The sequence below is a fragment of the Pseudonocardia sp. ICBG601 genome, from assembly GCF_020496245.1.
The window spans coordinates 140,752-159,198 of record NZ_JAHLJA010000148.1; the positions used below are offsets into that span (position 1 = coordinate 140,752).

Annotated in this window: 14 protein-coding genes; 5 read left to right on the forward strand and 9 right to left on the reverse strand. The window is 75.0% G+C overall.

What is annotated here, in order from left to right; translation table 11 throughout:
• Positions 1-115 precede the first annotated feature (115 nt).
• From KPL57_RS29735 to KPL57_RS29745, 3 genes are all read left to right on the forward strand, one after another.
• Positions 116-3,016, forward strand: coding sequence for a ribonucleoside-diphosphate reductase subunit alpha (locus tag KPL57_RS29735; protein WP_226353999.1), 2,901 nt, complete (start codon positions 116-118; stop codon positions 3,014-3,016).
• Between the two features lie 5 nt (positions 3,017-3,021).
• Positions 3,022-4,098, forward strand: coding sequence for a ribonucleotide-diphosphate reductase subunit beta (locus tag KPL57_RS29740; protein ID WP_226356586.1), 1,077 nt, complete (start codon positions 3,022-3,024; stop codon positions 4,096-4,098).
• A gap of 191 nt (positions 4,099-4,289) precedes the next feature.
• Complete coding sequence (locus tag KPL57_RS29745; RefSeq protein WP_374203813.1) at positions 4,290-5,414, forward strand: HoxN/HupN/NixA family nickel/cobalt transporter; 1,125 nt, start codon at positions 4,290-4,292, stop codon at positions 5,412-5,414.
• A gap of 34 nt (positions 5,415-5,448) precedes the next feature.
• Here KPL57_RS29745 and KPL57_RS29750 read toward each other — a convergent pair whose 3' ends face one another.
• From KPL57_RS29750 to KPL57_RS29765, 4 genes are read right to left on the reverse strand one after another with little or no spacing between them, the layout of a single operon-like run.
• Positions 5,449-6,315, reverse strand: coding sequence for a siderophore-interacting protein (locus KPL57_RS29750; protein WP_226354000.1), 867 nt, complete (start codon positions 6,313-6,315; stop codon positions 5,449-5,451).
• Positions 6,312-8,054, reverse strand: coding sequence for an ABC transporter ATP-binding protein (locus KPL57_RS29755; protein ID WP_226354001.1), 1,743 nt, complete (start codon positions 8,052-8,054; stop codon positions 6,312-6,314). The genes KPL57_RS29750 and KPL57_RS29755 overlap by 4 nt, the downstream gene beginning before the upstream one ends.
• Complete coding sequence (locus KPL57_RS29760; RefSeq protein ID WP_226354002.1) at positions 8,051-9,850, reverse strand: ABC transporter ATP-binding protein; 1,800 nt, start codon at positions 9,848-9,850, stop codon at positions 8,051-8,053. The genes KPL57_RS29755 and KPL57_RS29760 overlap by 4 nt, the downstream gene beginning before the upstream one ends.
• Positions 9,847-10,812 carry an ABC transporter substrate-binding protein gene (locus KPL57_RS29765; protein ID WP_226354003.1) on the reverse strand — a complete coding sequence of 322 codons (966 nt, stop codon included), beginning with the start codon at positions 10,810-10,812 and terminating at the stop codon, positions 9,847-9,849. The genes KPL57_RS29760 and KPL57_RS29765 overlap by 4 nt, the downstream gene beginning before the upstream one ends.
• A 79-nt stretch (positions 10,813-10,891) precedes the next feature.
• Here KPL57_RS29765 and KPL57_RS29770 point away from each other — a divergent pair, with 79 nt between their 5' ends.
• Positions 10,892-11,566, forward strand: coding sequence for a TetR/AcrR family transcriptional regulator (locus KPL57_RS29770; RefSeq protein ID WP_226354004.1), 675 nt, complete (start codon positions 10,892-10,894; stop codon positions 11,564-11,566).
• A gap of 6 nt (positions 11,567-11,572) precedes the next feature.
• Here KPL57_RS29770 and KPL57_RS29775 read toward each other — a convergent pair whose 3' ends face one another.
• Positions 11,573-12,574: a hypothetical protein gene (locus KPL57_RS29775; protein WP_226354005.1), complete on the reverse strand. Its 1,002-nt coding sequence runs from the start codon at positions 12,572-12,574 to the stop codon at positions 11,573-11,575.
• 86 nt (positions 12,575-12,660) lie between these two features.
• Here KPL57_RS29775 and KPL57_RS67525 point away from each other — a divergent pair, with 86 nt between their 5' ends.
• Positions 12,661-12,792: a hypothetical protein gene (locus KPL57_RS67525; protein ID WP_264198683.1), complete on the forward strand. Its 132-nt coding sequence runs from the start codon at positions 12,661-12,663 to the stop codon at positions 12,790-12,792.
• Between the two features lie 2 nt (positions 12,793-12,794).
• Here the strand turns inward: KPL57_RS67525 and KPL57_RS29780 are convergent, their stop codons facing one another.
• From KPL57_RS29780 to metE, 4 genes are all read right to left on the reverse strand, one after another.
• A complete protein-coding gene (locus KPL57_RS29780) occupies positions 12,795-13,580 on the reverse strand; it encodes an ABC transporter permease (RefSeq protein WP_226354006.1) in 786 nt (261 codons plus the stop codon).
• Entirely contained in the window at positions 13,577-14,521 is a 945-nt protein-coding gene (locus KPL57_RS29785; RefSeq protein ID WP_226354007.1) for an ABC transporter permease, read from the reverse strand. The genes KPL57_RS29780 and KPL57_RS29785 overlap by 4 nt, the downstream gene beginning before the upstream one ends.
• Positions 14,518-16,041, reverse strand: coding sequence for an ABC transporter substrate-binding protein (locus KPL57_RS29790; RefSeq protein WP_226354008.1), 1,524 nt, complete (start codon positions 16,039-16,041; stop codon positions 14,518-14,520). Before KPL57_RS29790 ends, KPL57_RS29785 begins: the two co-directional genes overlap by 4 nt.
• Positions 16,042-16,131: 90 nt before the next feature.
• Positions 16,132-18,441, reverse strand: a complete 2,310-nt coding sequence (gene metE / locus KPL57_RS29795) for a 5-methyltetrahydropteroyltriglutamate--homocysteine S-methyltransferase (protein WP_226354009.1) — start codon at positions 18,439-18,441, stop codon at positions 16,132-16,134.
• Positions 18,442-18,447: the final 6 nt, after the last annotated feature.

Genomic DNA, 18,447 nt, shown 5'->3' on the forward strand with positions numbered 1-18,447 from the left:
GGGGCCTCGTGGGACGGCGCCAGGGTGTGGTGGGCCATCGCGGTCGTTCGGTCCCACCGCCTCCTCGCACCGCTCCGCCCCCCGGGGACGACGGCGACTCGCGAGGAGAGAGCCCGTGACGGCTTCCACCGCTGCACCGGCAACAGCACCCCCGGCCCTGCGCGTCATCCGGCGCGACGGGTCGGAGACCGGTTTCGACGCCACCAAGATCTCGGTGGCGATGACCAAGGCCTTCCTCGCCGTCGAGGGGGACGCCGGCGCGTCGTCGTCGCGGCTGCACCACCTCGTCGCCGGGCTGACCGACCAGGTCGTCGCGGCACTGGCCCGCCACCCCGCGCACGCGGTGCACGTCGAGCAGATCCAGGACCAGGTCGAGCTCGCCCTGATGCGCGGCGGGCACCACCGGGTCGCCCGCTCCTACGTGCTCTACCGCGAGCAGCAGGCCCAGGCCCGCGCGCACGACGGCGGGGACACCGCCGCGGACGCCCCGGTCGTGCACGTCACCCACCCGGACGGCAGCCGGGCCCCGCTGGACCGCGCCCGGGTCGCCGCGGTGCTCGACGAGGCCTGCGCCGGCGTCGAGGACGTGACCCCGGAGCCGGTGCTCGCCGAGCTGGACCGCACCGTCTACGACGGCATCACCGCCGACGAGCTGGCCCAGGCACTCGTCCTGGCCGCCCGCACCCTGGTCGAGCGCGAGCCCGCGTACTCGCTGGTGGCCTCGCGGCTGCTGCTGGACCGGCTGCGCGCCGAGGCCGTGTCGCACCTGGCCGGCACACCGTCCACCCCGGACCACGCGGAGATGGGCGCGGCCTACGCCTCCTACTTCCGCGACTACCTGCGGCACGCGATCGCGGTCGGCCTGGTCGACCCGGAGCTGGCGACCTTCGACCTGGAGCGGGTCACCGCCGCGATCCGCCCCGAGCGCGACCTGCAGATCGGGTTCCTCGGCCTGCAGACCCTCTACGACCGCTACTTCCTGCACGAGCGCGGCGTGCGCTTCGAGCTGCCGCAGGCGTTCTTCCTGCGGGTCGCGATGGGACTGGCGGTCCGCGAGGTCGACCGCGAGGCGCGGGCGGTCGAGTTCTACGAGCTGCTGTCGAGCTTCGACTTCATGGCCTCGACCCCGACGCTGTTCAACTCGGGCACCACCCGCCCGCAGCTGTCGTCGTGCTTCCTCACCACCGTCGACGACGACCTGGAGTCGATCTTCGGCGGCTACCGCAACAACGCGCTGCTGGCGAAGTACTCCGGCGGGCTGGGCAACGACTGGACCCCGGTCCGGGGGCTCGGCGCGCACATCCGGGGCACGAACGGCGTCTCCCAGGGCGTGGTGCCGTTCCTCAAGATCGCCGGGGACACCGCCGTCGCGGTGAACCAGGGCGGCAAGCGCAAGGGCGCCGCGTGCGCCTACCTGGAGACGTGGCACGTCGACATCGAGGAGTTCCTCGACCTGCGCAAGAACACCGGCGACGACCGCCGCCGCACCCACGACATGAACACCGCGAACTGGGTGCCCGACGAGTTCCTGCGCCGCGTGCAGGCCGACGCCGAATGGACCCTGTTCTCCCCGGACGAGGTCCCCGACCTGCACGACCTCTACGGCACCGCGTTCGCCGAGCGCTACCGCGCCTACGAGGCGGCCGCGGCCCGCGGTGAGGTCCGGGTGCACCGCACGGTGCGCGCGGTCGAGCTGTGGCGGCGGATGCTGACCATGCTGTTCGAGACCGGGCACCCGTGGATCACGTTCAAGGACCCGTGCAACCTGCGCAGCCCGCAGCAGCACGCGGGCGTGGTGCACTCGTCGAACCTGTGCACCGAGATCACCCTCAACACCCGTGCCGGCGACGAGGGCGAGGTCGCGGTCTGCAACCTGGGCTCGGTGAACCTCGCCGCGCACGTCACCGCGGACGGGCTCGACGCCGACAAGCTGCGCCGCACGGTGACCACCGCGGTGCGGATGCTCGACAACGTCGTGGACATCAACTTCTACACGATCCCCGAGGCCCGCCGGTCCAACCTGCGTCACCGCCCGGTCGGCCTGGGCCTCATGGGCTTCTCCGACGCGCTGTTCACCCAGCGCATCGCGCCCGGCAGCGACGCGGCGGTGCAGTTCGCCGACCGCAGCGCGGAGGCGCTGTCCTTCCACGCGATCACCGCGTCGTCGGACCTGGCGGTCGAGCGCGGCCGCTACGCCAGCTTCGACGGGTCGCTGTGGAGCCGCGGGATCCTGCCGCTGGACTCGGTCGAGCTGCTGGCCGCGGCCCGCGGCGACGGCGAGCTCGACGTCGACCGGTCGTCCACGCTGGACTGGGCGTCGCTGCGGGAGAAGGTCGTCGCCCAGGGGATGCGCAACTCCAACGTCCTCGCGATCGCGCCCACCGCGACGATCTCGAACATCTGCGGGGTCGGGCAGTCGATCGAGCCGATCCACCTCAACCTCTACGTGAAGTCCAACATGTCCGGCGACTTCACGGTGATCAACCCGCACCTGGTCCGCGACCTCAAGGACCGCGGGCTGTGGGACGAGGTGATGGTCGCCGACCTCAAGTACTTCGACGGGTCGCTGGCCGAGATCGACCGGGTCCCCGCCGACCTGAAGGAGCTCTACGCGACCGCGTTCGAGATCGAGCCGCGCTGGCTCGTGGCCGCCGCGTCGCGCCGGCAGAAGTGGCTGGACCAGGCGCAGTCGCTGAACCTCTACCTCGCCGCCCCCAGCGGCCGGGCGCTCGACGAGCTCTACCGCCTCGCCTGGCGCTCCGGGCTCAAGACCACCTACTACCTGCGCACCCGCGCGGCGACGTCGGTGGAGAAGTCCACCCTCACCGGCACCGACGGCCGGCTGACCGGCGTGCCGAGCACCCCGGCCGCCGCCCCCACCGCGTCGCCCGCGGCGACCGTGCCCGCGGTCCCGGCCACCGCCGTGCCCGCCACAGCCGTGCCCGCCACCGCCCCCGACCTCGATCCGGGCCGTGCCTGCTCGATCGACGACCCCGACTGCGAGGCCTGCCAGTGACCACTCTGCAGCCCACCGGAAGCACCGAGAACGCCAGCGGCCTGGGCGAGATCGCCCGCGGCGCCGCCCCGATCGACGCCGACGACAAGCGCATGATCAACGCGCGCGCCGACGTCAACCAGCTCCTGCCGCTGAAGTACACCTGGGCCTGGGAGAAGTACCTGGCCGGCTGCGCCAACCACTGGATGCCGACCGAGGTCGCCATGCAGGCCGACATCGCGCTGTGGCGCTCCCCCGGCGGGCTCACCGACGACGAGCGCCTCATGCTCACCCGCAACCTCGGGTTCTTCGCCACCGCGGAGTCGCTGGTCGCGAACAACATCGTGCTCGCGGTGTACCGCCACCTCACCAACCCCGAGTGCCGCCAGTACCTGCTGCGGCAGTCGTTCGAGGAGGCCGTGCACACCCACACGTTCCAGTACGTGTGCGAGTCGCTCGGGCTCGACGAGGGGGCGCTGTTCAACGCGTACCGCGAGGTCCCCTCGATCACCGAGAAGGACGCCTGGGCGCTGCGCTACACCCGGGCCCTGTCCGACCCGGACTTCCGGACCGGCACCCCGGAGAACGACCGCGCGTTCCTGCGTGACCTCGTCGCGTTCTACGTGGTCTTCGAGGGCATGTGGTTCTACACCGGGTTCGCGCAGATCCTCTCGCTCGGCCGGCGCAACAAGATGGTGGGCATCGCCGAGCAGTACCAGTACATCCTGCGCGACGAGTCGATCCACCTGAACTTCGGCATCGACTGCATCAACCAGATCAAGATCGAGAACCCGCACCTCTGGACGGCCGAGTTCGCCGCCGAGATCCGGACGATGCTGCACGAGGCGTGCGAGCTGGAGGTCGCCTACGCCCGCGACACCATGCCCCGCGGGATGCTCGGGCTGACCGCCGAGTCCTGCGAGCGCTATCTGCGGTTCATCACCGACCGGCGCGCCGAGCAGATCGGGCTCGCCCCGCTGTTCGGGGAGCCGGAGAACCCGTTCCCGTGGATGAGCGAGGCCATGGACCTGCGCAAGGAGAAGAACTTCTTCGAGACGCGGGTGACCGAGTACCGGACGGGTGGGTCGCTGGACTGGGACTGAGGGGGTGGGCCGGGCCGGGTGACCGGCCCGGCCCGCGGACCTGACCTTTCGGGGAGGGATCAACCCGACAGACGCGGACCTCTGTCGCCATTCCCGGGCAACAGCCATGACAACGCGGGGTGGACGGCGCACCGTCACGGGGTCACGACGCCGACCGCTCCGGCCGGCCGCCGAGCCCAGGAGAGCCCCCGATGTCCGCCCCCCGCTCCGCCCCCGCCCGCCGCTTCCGGGCCGATCTCGACCGGCACGACCGCCGCTCCCTGGCCGGGATGGCCGCGTTCGTCGCGCTGCTGCACCTCGCCGGGTTCGGGGTGCTCGTGTTCCTCGTCGCCCCGGCGCACTACAGCCTCGGGGCCACCGGGGTGTTCGGCATCGGGATCGGGGTGCTCGCCTACACCCTCGGGCTGCGGCACGCCTTCGACGCCGACCACATCGCCGCCATCGACAACACCACCCGCAAGCTGCTCGCCGACGGCGGCCGCAAGCCTCTGTCGGTCGGGTTCTGGTTCTCCCTCGGGCACTCGACCGTCGTGTTCGGTCTGACGTTCCTGCTGGGCGTGGGCGTACGGGCGCTGGCGGGGCAGGTCGGCGACGACAGCTCGGTGCTGCACGCCGTGACCGGCGTCGTCGGGTCCTCGGTCTCCGGCGTGTTCCTGTGGATCATCGGCCTGGTCAACCTGGGCGTGCTCGTCGGGATCGTCGGGGTGTTCCGCCGGATGCGCCGCGGGGAGTACGACGAGGCCGAGCTCGAGGAGCACCTCGCGAAGCGCGGCGTCATGAACCGCTTCCTCGGCGGCCTGACCCGCACGGTGCGCCGGCCGTGGCACATCTACCCGATCGGCTTCCTGTTCGGCCTCGGCTTCGACACCGCGACCGAGGTGACGCTGCTCGTCCTCGCGGGGGGCGCCGCGGCGTTCGCGCTGCCGTTCTACGCGGTCCTCGTCCTGCCGGTCCTGTTCGCCGCCGGGATGAGCCTGCTCGACACCGTGGACGGGGTGTTCATGAACGTCGCCTACGGCTGGGCCTTCGCCCGGCCGGTGCGCAAGGTCTACTACAACATCACGATCACCGGGCTCTCCGTCGCGGTCGCGCTGGTCATCGGCACCATCGAGCTCGTCGGGGTGCTCGTCCAGGAGACCGGCACCACCTCCGGGCCGCTCGTCGCGATCGCCGACGTCACGCTCGACGACGCCGGCTACGGCATCGTCGGCCTGTTCGTCGTCGCGTGGCTGGTCGCGATCGCGGTGTGGCGCTTCGGACGGGTCGAGCAGCGGTGGTCCGCCACCGGTGCCCCCGAACCGGCGGCGGAGGCCTGAGGGCCGCCCGCGCCGACCGGCCCGGGGTCCTCGCTCACCCGGCGGCGGCACCGTCCGGTGCGGGCAGCTGCTCGGCCGCGTCGGCCATGTCCTGCTCGGTGGGGGCGTCGTCCTGGGTGAGGTCGCGACGCCAGTACCCGGTGAAGGCGACCCGCCGCCTGTCCAGCCCCCGCTCGCCGACCAGGTGCCGGCGGACCGCCCGCACCGCCGACGCCTCCCCGGCGACCCAGGCGAACACCGACCCCTCGGGCAGCTCGACCGCGCGCACCGCGTCGGGCAGCGAGCCGCCGCCGCGGTGCACCCAGTGCACGTCGACCCCGGGCAGCTCCTGCTCCTCGGCCGGGCCGTCCACCTCGACCACCGCGACCGCCCGGGTCCCCGGCGGCAGCTGCTCGACGATCGCGGCGATCGCGGGCAGCGCGGTCTCGTCCCCGACGAGCAGCCGGACCGGCTCGCCGTCCGGGCTGCGGTACCCGGCGACGGCCGGCCCCAGCACCCCGACGACGTCGCCGATCGCGGCGCGGGCGGCCCAGCGGCTCGCCGGGCCGGCGTGCCCGCCGCCGGGCTCGCCGTCGCCGTGCAGGACGAAGTCGACCACCATCCGGCCGGCGTCGGGGTCCAGCGCCCGCACCGTGTAGGACCGCATCCACGGCCGTCGCTCCTCCGGCACGGCCAGGTAGCGGACGTACCAGCCCGCGACGCCGCTGCCGTCCTCCGGCGCGGCCGGGATCTCCGGCACGCCGCCGTCGCGGGCCAGGAAGATCTTCACCTGCTGGTCGGGTGCGACCGGCCGGGCGCCGAGCAGGTCGTCGGAGGCGAGGGTGATCCGGCGCATCCGCGGGGTCAGCGGTTCGACGCCGACCACCCGGCAGAGCGCGTACGAGGGCAGGTCCTGGCTCACGGGGTCTCCGATCCGATCAGCCGCCAGCCGCGGGCGCGGCGGCGGGACTCCCAGAAGGCGGCGTAGCGGCCGCCGCGCTCCAGCAGCTCGGCGTGCGTCCCGGCCTCGGCGATCCCACCGTCGTGCAGCACGACGATCCGGTCCGCCGCGACGACCGTCGGCAGCCGGTGCGCGATCACCAGCACGGTGCTGCGCCGGGCCAGGACCCGCATCGACTCCGTGAAGAACCGCTCGTTCTCCGGGTCGAGCGCGGCGGTGGCCTCGTCGAGCAGCACGATGTCGGCGTCCTTGAGCAGGGCGCGGGCGACCGACACCCGCTGGCGCTCCCCGCCCGACAGCGAGGTGCCGCCCTCGCCGACCCGGGTGGCCCAGCCGTCCGGGAGCCGTTCGACGATCTCGGTCACCCCGGCCAGCCGGGCCGCCTCCGCGACGTCGGCGGCGGAGGCGTCCGGGCGACCGAGGCGGACGTTGTCCTCCAGGGTCCCGTCGAACAGGTAGACGTCCTGGAAGACCAGCGCGAGCTGGGCCATCAGGTCCTCGGTGGTCTGGTCGCGCACGTCCGCGCCGCCGACCCGGACGGTGCCGGAGCCGACGTCCCAGAACCGTGCGACCAGCCGGGTCACGGTGGTCTTGCCCGAGCCGGACGCCCCGACCAGGGCGACCGTCTCGCGCGGCGCGACCCGCAGCGTGACCTCGCGCAGCACCGGCGTCGACGGGTCGTAGCCGAAGCCGACCCCGTCCAGCTCGACGGCGCCCCGCTCGTGCCGCTGCGCCGACCACCGCGGCTCGGGCAGCGGCTCCTCGCGCAGCACCGCGACCAGCCGGCCCAGGTCGTTGCGGGCGATCCGGACGACGCCCGCGTAGTCGCCGACCTCGGCCAGCGGGCCGGTGAACCGGGCGGCCAGCGCGAGCAGCGCGACCATCCGGACCGGGTCGAGCGAGCCGCCGAGCACGAGGTGGGTGCCGGTGAGGATCAGCGCGCTGAACGCGACCTGCACCGCGAACCCGCCCGCGACGATGCCCGCCGTCGCCAGCCACACCGACCGGCGGCCGGCCCGCTGCTGGGCGTCGATCGCGTCCTCCAGCGGCCGGTGCCCGGCGGCGCCGCGGCCGAAGGCCCGCAGCACCCGCTGGGTGCGTGCGAACTCGACGACCCGGTTGCCCGCCTCGACCGCGGCCGCGTCGTCGAGGGCGTCACCGCGCCCCACCCAGGACGCCGACGCCCGGAACGCCAGCCACAGCACCGGCACGCAGACCAGCGCCGCGAGCGCGAGCAGCGGGTCGAACAGCAGCATCGCCAGCACGATCGTCGCCGGGGTCACGACCGCGACGACCAGCGGCGTGAGCAGGTGCGCGAACAGTCCGGCGACGGTCATCGTCCCGCCGGTCGTGATCCGGGACAGCCTGCCGACCCGCTCGGCGGAGAACCAGCCCAGCGGCAGCGCGGACACGTGGTCGCCGAGCCGTTCGTGCAGTGTCGTCAGCACCACCAGCGCGACGCCGAACCCCGCCATGGCCTGGACGTGGTAGAGCACGCAGGCCGCCACGACGGCCACCAGCAGCGCCCCGGTCCAGACGAGCGCGGCCGCGGTGTCCCCGGCGAGCAGCGCCTCCAGGAACGGCACCAGCAGGACCGTCGCGACGCCCTGGACCACCCCGAACGCGGTCACCGACGCGAGGTAGCCGAACAGCCGCCGCCGGTGGGCGGGACCGAGGATCAGCAGCAGGTCGGTGATCACGAGAGCTCCTCCCCCGCCCGGTGGGCGGCCCACATCGCGGCGTAACGGCCGTCTCGGGCCAGCAGCGCGTCGTGCGCGCCCGACTCGCACACGACCCCGCCGTCGACCACGGCGATCCGGTCGGCGCCGGCGATCGTCGAGAGCCGGTGCGCGACGACGATCACCGTCCGCCCGCGGGCGAGCCCGGACAGCGCGTCCTGGATCTCGGCCTCGGACTCGGGGTCGGCGAAGGCGGTCGCCTCGTCGAGCACCAGCACCGGGGTGTCGGCGAGCAGCGCGCGGGCGATGGACACCCGCTGCGCCTCGCCCCCGGACAGCAGCGCGTCCTGCCCGACCACGGAGTCGTAGCCGCGGGGCAGCGCGAGGACCCGGTCGTGGATCCGCGCGGCCCGGCAGGCGGCGTGCAGCTCGTCCTCCGTCGCGTCGGGCCTGCCGAGCCGGACGTTGTCGGCGACCGTGCCGTGCACCAGCTGCACGTCCTGCAGGACGAAGCCGACGTGGCGGTACAGCACCTCGGGCGCGATCTCCCGGACGTCGACGCCGCCGATCCGCACCGCACCCGCGGTGACGTCGTGGAACCGGGCGACGAGCGTGGCCAGTGTGGACTTGCCCGCACCGGACGGCCCGACCAGCGCGGTCACCGTCCCCTCCGGGGCGTCGAGGTCGATCCCGCGCAGGACCTCCGGGCCGCCGGGGTAGGCGAACCGGACGCCGTCGAGCTCGACGCGGTGCCCGTCCGGGACGCGCGGTGCGGCGGGGACCGGCAGCACCGGGGTGGCGAGCAGGTCGTGGATGCGCAGCGCGGCCGCGGCGGCGGTGCGCCGGTTGGCGGCGCCGAAGCCGAGGGCGGTGATCGTCGTCGGGACGACCAGCGAGACCAGGATCCCGGTCATCGCCTCGACCGGGGTGACCCAGCCCGCGTCGACGAACCACAGCACTCCCGCACACGACACGAGCAGCACGACGGGTGCGGAGATCGCCATCGTGGAGAGGGCCTCGAGCCGCAGCATCGGGCCGACCCACTCGGCGTAGAAGCGGCCGAAGTCGCGGGCGGCGTCGGCGTAGCCGCGGTGCGCACGCCGCGCCTGGCCGAAGGTCTTGACCACCGCGATGCCGGACACGAACTCGACGACCGCTGAGCTGATCCGGGCGTTCCCGGCGTTCATCTGCTCGACCTTGGTGGCGTAGCCACGCATCATCCAGGCGTAGGCCGCGGCGTAGAACGGCACCGTGGCCAGCGCGAGCAGCGCCAGCCGCCAGTCCAGCCAGGCCAGGTAGCCGACGCCGGCGAGCGGCAGCACCCAGGCCGCGACCCACTCGACGGGATGGTGGGCGACGACCTGGTGCAGGTCGTGCACGTCGTCCTGGGCGGCCTTGCGCACCACCCCCGAGGTGCGCTCGGAGAACCAGCCCAGCGGCACCCGTCCCAGGTGGGCGGTCATCCGGCGGCGCAGCACCGCCTGCAGCCGGACGTCGGCGAAGTGGGTGATCGCCAGGGCCAGCCCGGTGATCCCGCCGCGGGCCCCCAGCCCGACGACGATCAGCCACACCGCCCCGGTGACCGCCCCGCGGTCCACCGGACCGGGTGCGAGCAGCGCGTCGGCGAGCCCGGCCAGCGCGACGAACGGGACCAGCCCGGCGACGGCGCCGACCGCGGCCAGCACCTGCGCGACCCGGATCCGGCCGACGACCGGGCGCAGCAGCTCGGACAGCGCCGACGCCTCGGCCCGGGGGCCGGACGGCGGATCGGGCGGAGCGGCCGCCGGCGCGGCGACCTGGTCGGTCAGGGTGGTCACGATGCCTCCAGCAGCGGACGCAGGGTCTCGATCAGGGCGGGGGTGGAGGCCGGGTTCGGCGTCATCAACAGGGCGGCCACATCGGTGGACACCAGGTGCAACCGGCCCTCGCGGACGAGCGGTCCGCGGGCGACCAGTGGTCGCGCGGTGAGCGCGGCGCCGTCGGCCCCGGTCGGGACGCCGACCAGCGCGACGTCGGCGGCGTCGAGCAGGCCGAGCTGCTCGTCGGGCAGCTGGGAGATGCCGGCCTGCCACGGCGGCAGCGCGGCGACCGCGGGTGGGAGCCGCAGTCCGATGCGGTCGAAGAACCGCACCGAGGGTCCGTCCGCGGCCGTCACCAGGTAGGCGGTCCCGCCGACGTACTGCCCGAAGACGTAGCTGCGCCCGGCGGGCAGCTCGGCCCGGAACCGCGCCAGCTGCGCGTCCGAGCGTGCGATCAGCTCCGCCGCCGCCTCCGGACGGCCGAGCGCGGCGCCGATCATCCGGGTCAGGTCCTCCCCCGGGTCCTGCAGCAGCGCCGTCCGGTAGGACACGGTCGGCGCGATGGCCGCGATCCGCGGGTAGGCCGCGGCGAACGTCGGCTGGGCGGTCGTCATCAGGATCAGGTCCGGCCGCAGTGCGGCGACGGCCTCCAGGTCCGGCTCCAGGGAGTCCAGCGTGGACACCGCGGCCGGCAGCGGCGGGTCGACCCCGCGCCACGACCCGTCCGGCGACGCGGGGTTGCGCACCGCGCCGACGACCGGGGCACCCAGCGCACTCGCGATCTGCGCATCGCCCGCCCCCAGCACGACGACGCGCCGTGGCGCGGCGGGCACGACGGCCTCGCCCTGCCCGTGCACCACCGTCACCGGGAATGCGGCGTCCGCGGCCGCGCCCCGGACGGGTGCACCGGAGTCACCGGCCCCGCACCCCGCGAGCACGAGTACCCCTGCCACGACCAGGACGGTCGATCGGATCAGCACGGCCCACCTCCTTTCAGTAAGGCAAACCTTAGCTATCCATGAATCGCGTTCGCAATCCCCTCCGTCGTACGGTCGTCGGGTGACACCCACCTCCGGTGCGCGGGCGGGCAACCGTCCGGGACCCAAGCCCCGTCTGACCCGCGAGGAGATCGTCGAGGCGGCCGTCGAGGTCGGCGTCGACCGGCTGTCGGTCGCGGCGGTGGCCGACCGGCTCGGCGTCGCGCCGGGCACGCTCTACCGCTACGTCGACGGCCTGGAGGAGATCGCCGCCGCGGCCGTGGCCCTGGTGTTCGCCCGCACCGCCCTGCCGGACACGACGCAGGGTTGGCGGGCGTTCCTGGAGGCCGAGGCGGCGCTGGCGTTCGACCTGCTGCTCCGCTACTCCGGCCTGATCCAGGACCTCGGGGCGGACCTCAGCGCGGTCGCCGGGGACCGGATGCGGCGGATCGTCGCGGCCCTGCACGGCGCGGGTTTCGGGACGTCGGCCGCGGTGCGGGTGGCCGACGCCGTGCTCGACATCGTCGCCGACGGCGCCCACCAGACCCGCTGGGTGCGCGGGCCCGGCGGCGGCCCCGGCGATCTGTCCGACCCCGCCCGGGCCTATCTCGACTCGCTCGACGAGCAGGTCCGCCCCGGCGTCGAGGCGATCATGAACGAGCCGCGCGAGCACGTGCTGGACAAGGTCGCACTGGTGCTCGACGGCGTCGAGCACCGGCGGGCGACCGGCAGGCCGGGGTACGCCGGGATCGGCTGAGGGCCGTCAGCCGGCGTTGCGGTCGCCGCTCGGGTCGAGGAGCCCGTCCGCGCCGGTCCGGCCGCGCCAGGCGTCGAGCACGGCCGGGTCCGCCCCACCGGCGACGGCGAGCACCCGCAGCGCGACCGCCTGCGCGGCCCGGCCGGGCGCCGTCGCCGGACGCGGCCCGGGCGCCTCCCCCGCCGCGACCGCCCGGACCACCCCGGCGGTCACCGCCCACTGGTCCGGGTCGCCGAACCGCTCCAGCAGGCCGTCGAAGGCGGCCGCCCGGGTCGGGTCGAACGGGATCGGACGCCCGGTGAGGTCGGTCAGCGGGTGCGCCGGGTAGAGGTGCGCGCAGGGCAGGTGACCGGCGGGCACGGGCACGGTCGCCGCGTGCGTGCGGCCCTCGCGCAGCACGTGCGGGAGCAGGTGGGTGTGCGGTCCGTCCGGGGAGCGGCCCTCGGGCGGCGGGATCGCGGCGTACACCTCGACCCGGCCGAGCGCGGTGGTGAACACGCGGTGCGGGCCCGCCGCGACCAGTGCGGCGGTGAGCGCGCCGTCGAGCGGGCCGCCCGCGGCACGGTGCAGCAGCCCGAGCAGGTCGGGATCGGCCGTGCGCACGCAGGCGTCCACCGTGGTCGTGCCCAGCCCGAGGTCGACGAGCACGGCGTCGCGGTCGGCCCGCCGCAGCGCGGAGCGGTCGGGCCCGAGCACGGTGACGGCCCTCCGCGCGGCCCCGCGGGCCGCGGTCGCGGGCAGGCAGAGCGCGACCGCGTGGTTCCAGTGCTCGTGCGGGCCGACCGGCGTCCGGTAGGCCAGCGGCCGGGTCGCCGGGTGCGGCTCGATCCGGATCCCGCCGCGCGCGGTGACGACCGCACCCGGCCCGGACGGCTCGACGGGCTCGTCGGGGGTCCGCACGAACTCCGCGATCGCGCCGGGCGCCCCCATACTCCAGCCCGCGTACGGGTCGGCCAGGTACGCGCTCAGCAGCCCGGCCACGTCGTCCACGTCGTCCCCATCGCCCACGTCCCTCACCCTGCCCCTCCGACCGGAGGGTTCACACCCCGACACAGTCTGTTGCACAGTGATGGCAACAACGATCGGGAGGCATCGTGGACGAGCACCCGCACGACGGCCCGGAGTGCGCCGGCTGCGACTGGGAGGGCAGGCCGGAGGCGTTCCGCTGGTTCCCCGAGCTGGGCAGGCCCCTCGAACCCGCGGGCGGGCAGGTCCACGCGTCCTGAGCTCACCGGGCACCCACCCGTTCCCACCGGCGCCCCCACCACAGGGCCGTCCCGGCCGTCAGCACGACCGCCAGCGAGGGCACGAGCACCACCTGCGGCGCGCCGAACAGGTACTCGCGGCCCTCGGCCACCATCGCGCCCCACTCCGCGGTCGGCGGCTGGACGCCGAGCCCGAGGAACGACAGCCCGGAGACGGTGAGCAGGGTGCTCGCGAACCGGACGCAGGCGTGCGCGGCCAGCGGCGGGACGAGGTTCCGCGCGACGTGGCGGGTCAGGACCCGCGCGGGCCCCGCGCCGAGGGCGACCGCCGCCGTCACGTACTCCCGCTGCCGCTCGGCGAGCGCGAGCAGGTAGGCCTGCCGGGCGAACGGGGTCCAGGCGATCACCGTGACCGCCACCAGCAGCGACCCGACGCCCGGACCGAGCGCGACCGCGGCGAGCAGCCCGAACAGCACCACCGGGATCGCGGCCAGGACGTCGACCACCCGCATCGCCGCCCGCCCGACCGGGCCCGCGACCGCGGCGAGCGACCCGACGGCCACCCCGAACACCCCGGTGACCAGCACCGCGGACAGCGCCAGCCCGACCGTCAACCGTCCGCCGTGGACGGTGCGCGCGAGCAGGTCCCGGCCCAGCTGGTCGGTGCCCAGCGGGTGCGCCGCGGACGGCCCGGCGAGCATCCCGGCGAAGTCGACGGCGTCGGGGTCGGGCAGGAGTGCCGGCGCGGCCAGGGCCAGGGCGGCCACCCCGGCCGCGACCCACCACGCCGTCCGCGCCCGGGGCCTCACCGTGACCCCGCCGAGCGCAGCACCGGGTCCAGCGCCGTCGCCAGCACCTCCACCAGCACCCCCGCGACCACCGCGACCGCGACGACGAGCAGCGTGCCCGCCTGCACCACCGGCAGGTCCTGCGCGACGACGGCCCGGTGCAGCAGACGCCCCAGCCCCGGGATGCCGAACACGACCTCGACCACCACCGAGCCGCCCAGCAGCCCGGCGACGAACATCCCGGCCAGGGCGGTCACCGACGTCGTCGCGAGCCGGGCGCCGTGCCGCCACAGGACCCGGTGCTCACCGAGGCCCTTGGCCCGGGCGACGAGCACGTGCGGCCGGGTCAGCACCCCGGCGGTCTCGGCGCGGACGAGCTGCGCGGCCAGCGCACCCGGGTAGGCGGCGAGGGTCAGCACCGGCAGGACCAGGTGGGCGGGGTCGCCCCAGCCGAGCGCGGGCAGCGCCCCGGCCCACACCGCGAACACCAGCACCAGCCAGGGGGCGAGCACGAACTCGGGCACCGCGACCCCGGCGACCGTGCCCAGCCCGAGGAACCGGTCGAGCAGCCCGCCGGGGCGGCGCGCCGCGTAGGCCCCGGCGGGGATGCCGACGACCGCCGCGAGGGCGAGCGCGAGCACCGCGAGCAGCCCGGACACCGCCGCGGCGTCGGCGATCTGCCCGGCGACCGGGGTCCGCGCGACGTAGCCGTAGCCGAGGTCGCCGCGCAGCACCCCGCCCAGCCAGCGCAGGTACTGCTCGGTGACCGGCGCGTCCAGCCCCAGCGAGGACCGCAGCCGCGCCTCGGTCGCCGGGTCCGGCACCGCCTCGGCGCTGCGGGCCCGCAGGACCGCCCGCGCCGGGTCGACGCCGACCAGCCGCGGCAGCGCGAACACGAGCACCGACGCGGCCAGCAGCACCGGCCCGACGACGACGAGCCGGCGCAGCAGGAGCCCGATCACCCCGTGGTCGGGGAGAGCTGCGGCAGCACCGGGCGGATCTGCAGCGGGTCGGGGACGAAGCCGGTGGCGCCGCGCAGCACGGCGGTGTTGCGCGGGTGCACGACCATGACGCCGACGGCGTCGCGGGTCAGCATCGCGGCGGCCTCTCCGAACAGCTGCTGGCGGGCCGCCGGGTCGACGGTGGCGTTGAGCCGGTCGACCAGCGCGTCGTAGGCGGGACTGCAGTACTGGTCGATGGCGTAGCTGCCGTCGCAGGTGTAGTCCGAGGTCAGCGTGCTCGCCGCGTCCGGGAAGTCGGACAGGTAGCTGCGCGAGTTGAGGAACATGTCGTAGTCACCGGCGAGGACCTTCGGCTCCTGGGCCTCGTAGTTCCCGACGGTGATGTCGACCTTCACCCCGGCGGCACCGAGCATCGCCTGGATCGCGTTCGCCAGCGCGGGCAGCTCGGGCCGGTTCGGGAAGGTCCACAGCCGCACGGTCAGCGGGTTCTGCTCGGTGTAGCCGGCCTCGGCGAGCAGCTGCCGGGCGCGGGCGACGTCGGCGCCGGGCGGCGGCGCGGTCTCGCCCCACGGCACGGCCGCACCGAACAGGTCGGCCGCGGGCGCGGCGCCCCCGGCGAGGACCTGCTGGGCCAGCACCGGGCGGTCGATCGCCGCGGTGACGGCCTGGCGGACCCGCAGGTCCGAGAACGGCGCCGCGGACTGGTTGAGCTGCAGCGGCACGGTGCGCGCGTTCGGGTACTCGACGACCTCGGCCCCGGCCGAGCGGACCTGGTCGAGCTGGGCCTGGGGCAGGCCCTCGGCGAACTGGACGTCGCCGGACTGGACCGCCAGCGCACGGGCCTGCGGGTCCTCGACGTAGCGGACGGTGACCCGGGCGGCGCCCGCCGGCTCGCCCCAGTAGTCGTCGTTGCGGACCAGCTGCGCGGAGTCGGCGCCGCTGACGGAGTCCAGCACGAACGGGCCGGTCGCGGTGCGCAGGTAGGCCGGCGCCCCGCCGCCGGCGTACGCGGCGGGCGCGAGGATGCCGAGGTTGCCGCTGGACAGCCGCAGCGGCATCACCGGGTCGGGCTCGGTGGTGGTGATCCGGACGGCGTCGGCGCCGTCGGGGGCGATGGCGAAGCCGATGCCCCGGATCGCCCGCGGCGGGGCCTCGACGCCCGCGACGTAGCGCAGCGCCGTGACGACGGCGTCCGGGGTGAGCGGGGTGCCGTCGTGGAACCGCACGCCCTGGCGCAGGGTGACCCGCCAGGCGTTGCCCTGCTGCTCCCAGGCCGTCGCGAGCATCGGCGCGGGCCGTGCCTCGGCGTCGACCGTGGTCAGGGTCTCGGCGACGCCGAGGGACTGCAGCCGGGCGCCGTCGTCGGCGTCGAAGGCGTAGTCGGCGCGCGGCGGGAACTGCAGGGCCACGGTCAGCTCACCGGCCGGGTCCGGGGTCCCGGTGCCGCCACCGCCGGCTCCACAGCCGGTCAGCACCAGGGCGGCGGCCGCGAGCAGCGCGGCCATCTTTCGTGCGATCACCCCATATGACTACATCTGACCACCTGTTCATTCAATGGAGCGTGAGCAACGCCCCGCGGCCGGGGAGCCGCGGGGCGTCGCGACACGGGCTCAGCCGGTCGTCGCCGAGTCCCGGACCCGGTGGGCGGCGGCGACCAGGTTGGTCAGGGCCGCCACCGTCTCGGTCTCACCGCGGGTCTTCAGCCCGCAGTCCGGGTTGGCCCACAGCCGGTCCGGTCCGATGTGGCGCAGGGCCGCGCCGAGCTGCTCGACCAGCTCGTCGGTGCCGGGCACCTCGGGCGAGTGGACGTCGTAGACGCCCGGGCCGAGCCCGCGCGGGACCCCCGGCCCGAGGTCGGCCAGCACCTCCATCCGCGACCGGGCCGCCTCGACGGTGGTGACGTCGGCGTCGAGCCCGTCGATCGCCCCCACCACCTCGCCGAACTCGGAGTAGCAGAGGTGGGTGTGGATCTGGGTGGCGTCGGTGACGGCCCCGACGGCCAGCCGGAACGCGTCCACCGCCCAGTCCAGGTACGCGGGCCGGTCCCGCTCGTGCAGGGGCAGCAGCTCGCGCAGTGCGGGCTCGTCGACCTGGATGATCCGGATCCCGGCGGCCTCCAGGTCGAGTACCTCGTCGCGCAGGGCCAGCCCCACCTGCCGGGCGGTGTCGCCCAGCGGCTGGTCGTCACGCACGAACGACCAGGCCAGGATCGTCACCGGGCCGGTCAGCATCCCCTTGACCAGCGCGTCGGACAGCGATTGGGCGAACCGCGCCCACTCCACCGTGATCGGCCGGGGCCGGGACACGTCCGAGTGCAGGATCGGCGGGCGCACGCACCGCGAGCCGTAGGACTGCACCCAGCCGTGGTCGGTGGTGGCGAAGCCGTCGAGGTTCTCGGCGAAGTACTGGACCATGTCGTTGCGCTCGGGCTCACCGTGCACCAGGACGTCGAGCCCGATGTCCTCCTGCAGCCGCACCACCCGGACGATCTCCTGGCGCATCCGCTCGGTGTAGGTGCCGGTGTCGATCGTGCCGGAGCGGTGCGCGGCCCGGTCGCGCCGGATCTGCGCGGTCTGCGGGAACGAGCCGATCGTCGTCGTGGGGACGACGGGCAGGCCGAGCGCCTCGCGCTGGACCTTCGCCCGGACGTCGCCGTGGCTGCGCCGGTAGTGGTCGGGGCCGAGCGCGTCGAGCCGGGACCGCACCCGCTCGTCGCGGCGCGCGGTGGCGGCGACCCGCTCCCGGGTGGCCCGTGCGGCGTCGAGCTCCGCCGCGACCGCGTCGGGTCCCTCGTGCAGGGCGCGTCCGAGCAGCACGACCTCGGTGACCTTCTGCCGGGCGAACGCCAGCATGTCGACGACGTCGCCGGGCAGGGCCGTCTCGGCGGCCAGGTCGTAGGGGACGTGCAGCAGCGAGCACGACGTCGAGACCTCGACCCGCCCCGCGACGCCGACCAGCCGCTGCGCCGTCGCCAGCGCCCGGTCCAGGTCGGTGCGCCACACGTTGCGCCCGTCGACGACGCCGGCCAGCACCACCTTCCGGTCCAGCCCCGGCACCGCCGGGCCTCCGGGGTCGAGGGCGTCGAGGTCGGCGGCCCCCGCGACGAGGTCGAGCGCCAGCCCCTCGACGGCCGTGGCGGCGAGCGCGGGCAGGGCGGGTCCCAGCTCCCCGAAGTACGACGCGACGAGGATCTTGGGCCGCCGGGTCGCCGAGGCGAGCCGGTCGTAGGCCCGGCGCAGCGCCGCGACCTCCTCGGGCGTCCGGTCGGCGGCGAAGGCGGGCTCGTCGAGCTGCACCCACTCCGCACCCGCCTCGGCGAGCTCGGCGAGCAGGTCGCGGTAGACCTCGACGAGCGGCCCGAGCAGGTCCAGCGGGCGGAAGCCCTCCGGTGCGCCGTCGGCCGGCTTGGACAGCAGCAGGAAGGTCACCGGCCCGACCAGCACCGGGCGGGTGGTGATCCCGCTGCGCAGGGCCTCGCGGAACTCGTCGAGGGCCTTGCGGCTGCCCGGCGCGAGCCGGGTGTCCGGGCCGACCTCGGGGACCAGGTAGTGGTAGTTCGTGTCGAACCACTTGGTCATCTCGCAGGCCGGGGCGCCGGTGCGGCCGCGGGCCATCGCGAACAGCCGCTCCAGCGGGTCGGTGACGCCGGCGAAGCGCTCCGGCACCGCCCCGACCGCCAGCGCGGTGTCCAGGACGTGGTCGTAGAACGAGAACGTGTTGCCCGGCACCGAGCCGAGCCCGGCGTCACGCAGCCCGGTCCAGGTGTCGCGGCGCAGCCCGGCGGCGACGTCGTGCAGTGCGGACGCGTCGGTCCGCCCGGCCCAGTACGACTCGGTCGCCCGCTTGAGCTCCCGGTCCGGTCCGATCCTGGGGTACCCCAGGACGGTGCTGCCGATGGTGCTGCTGGAAGGAATGCTCACGGCCCT

Bases quoted from the DNA above. Each gene is read 5' to 3' on its own strand.
- KPL57_RS29745 (WP_374203813.1), top strand. From the start codon at position 4,290: ATGTCCGCCCCCCGCTCCGCCCCCGCCCGCCGCTTCCGGGCCGATCTC.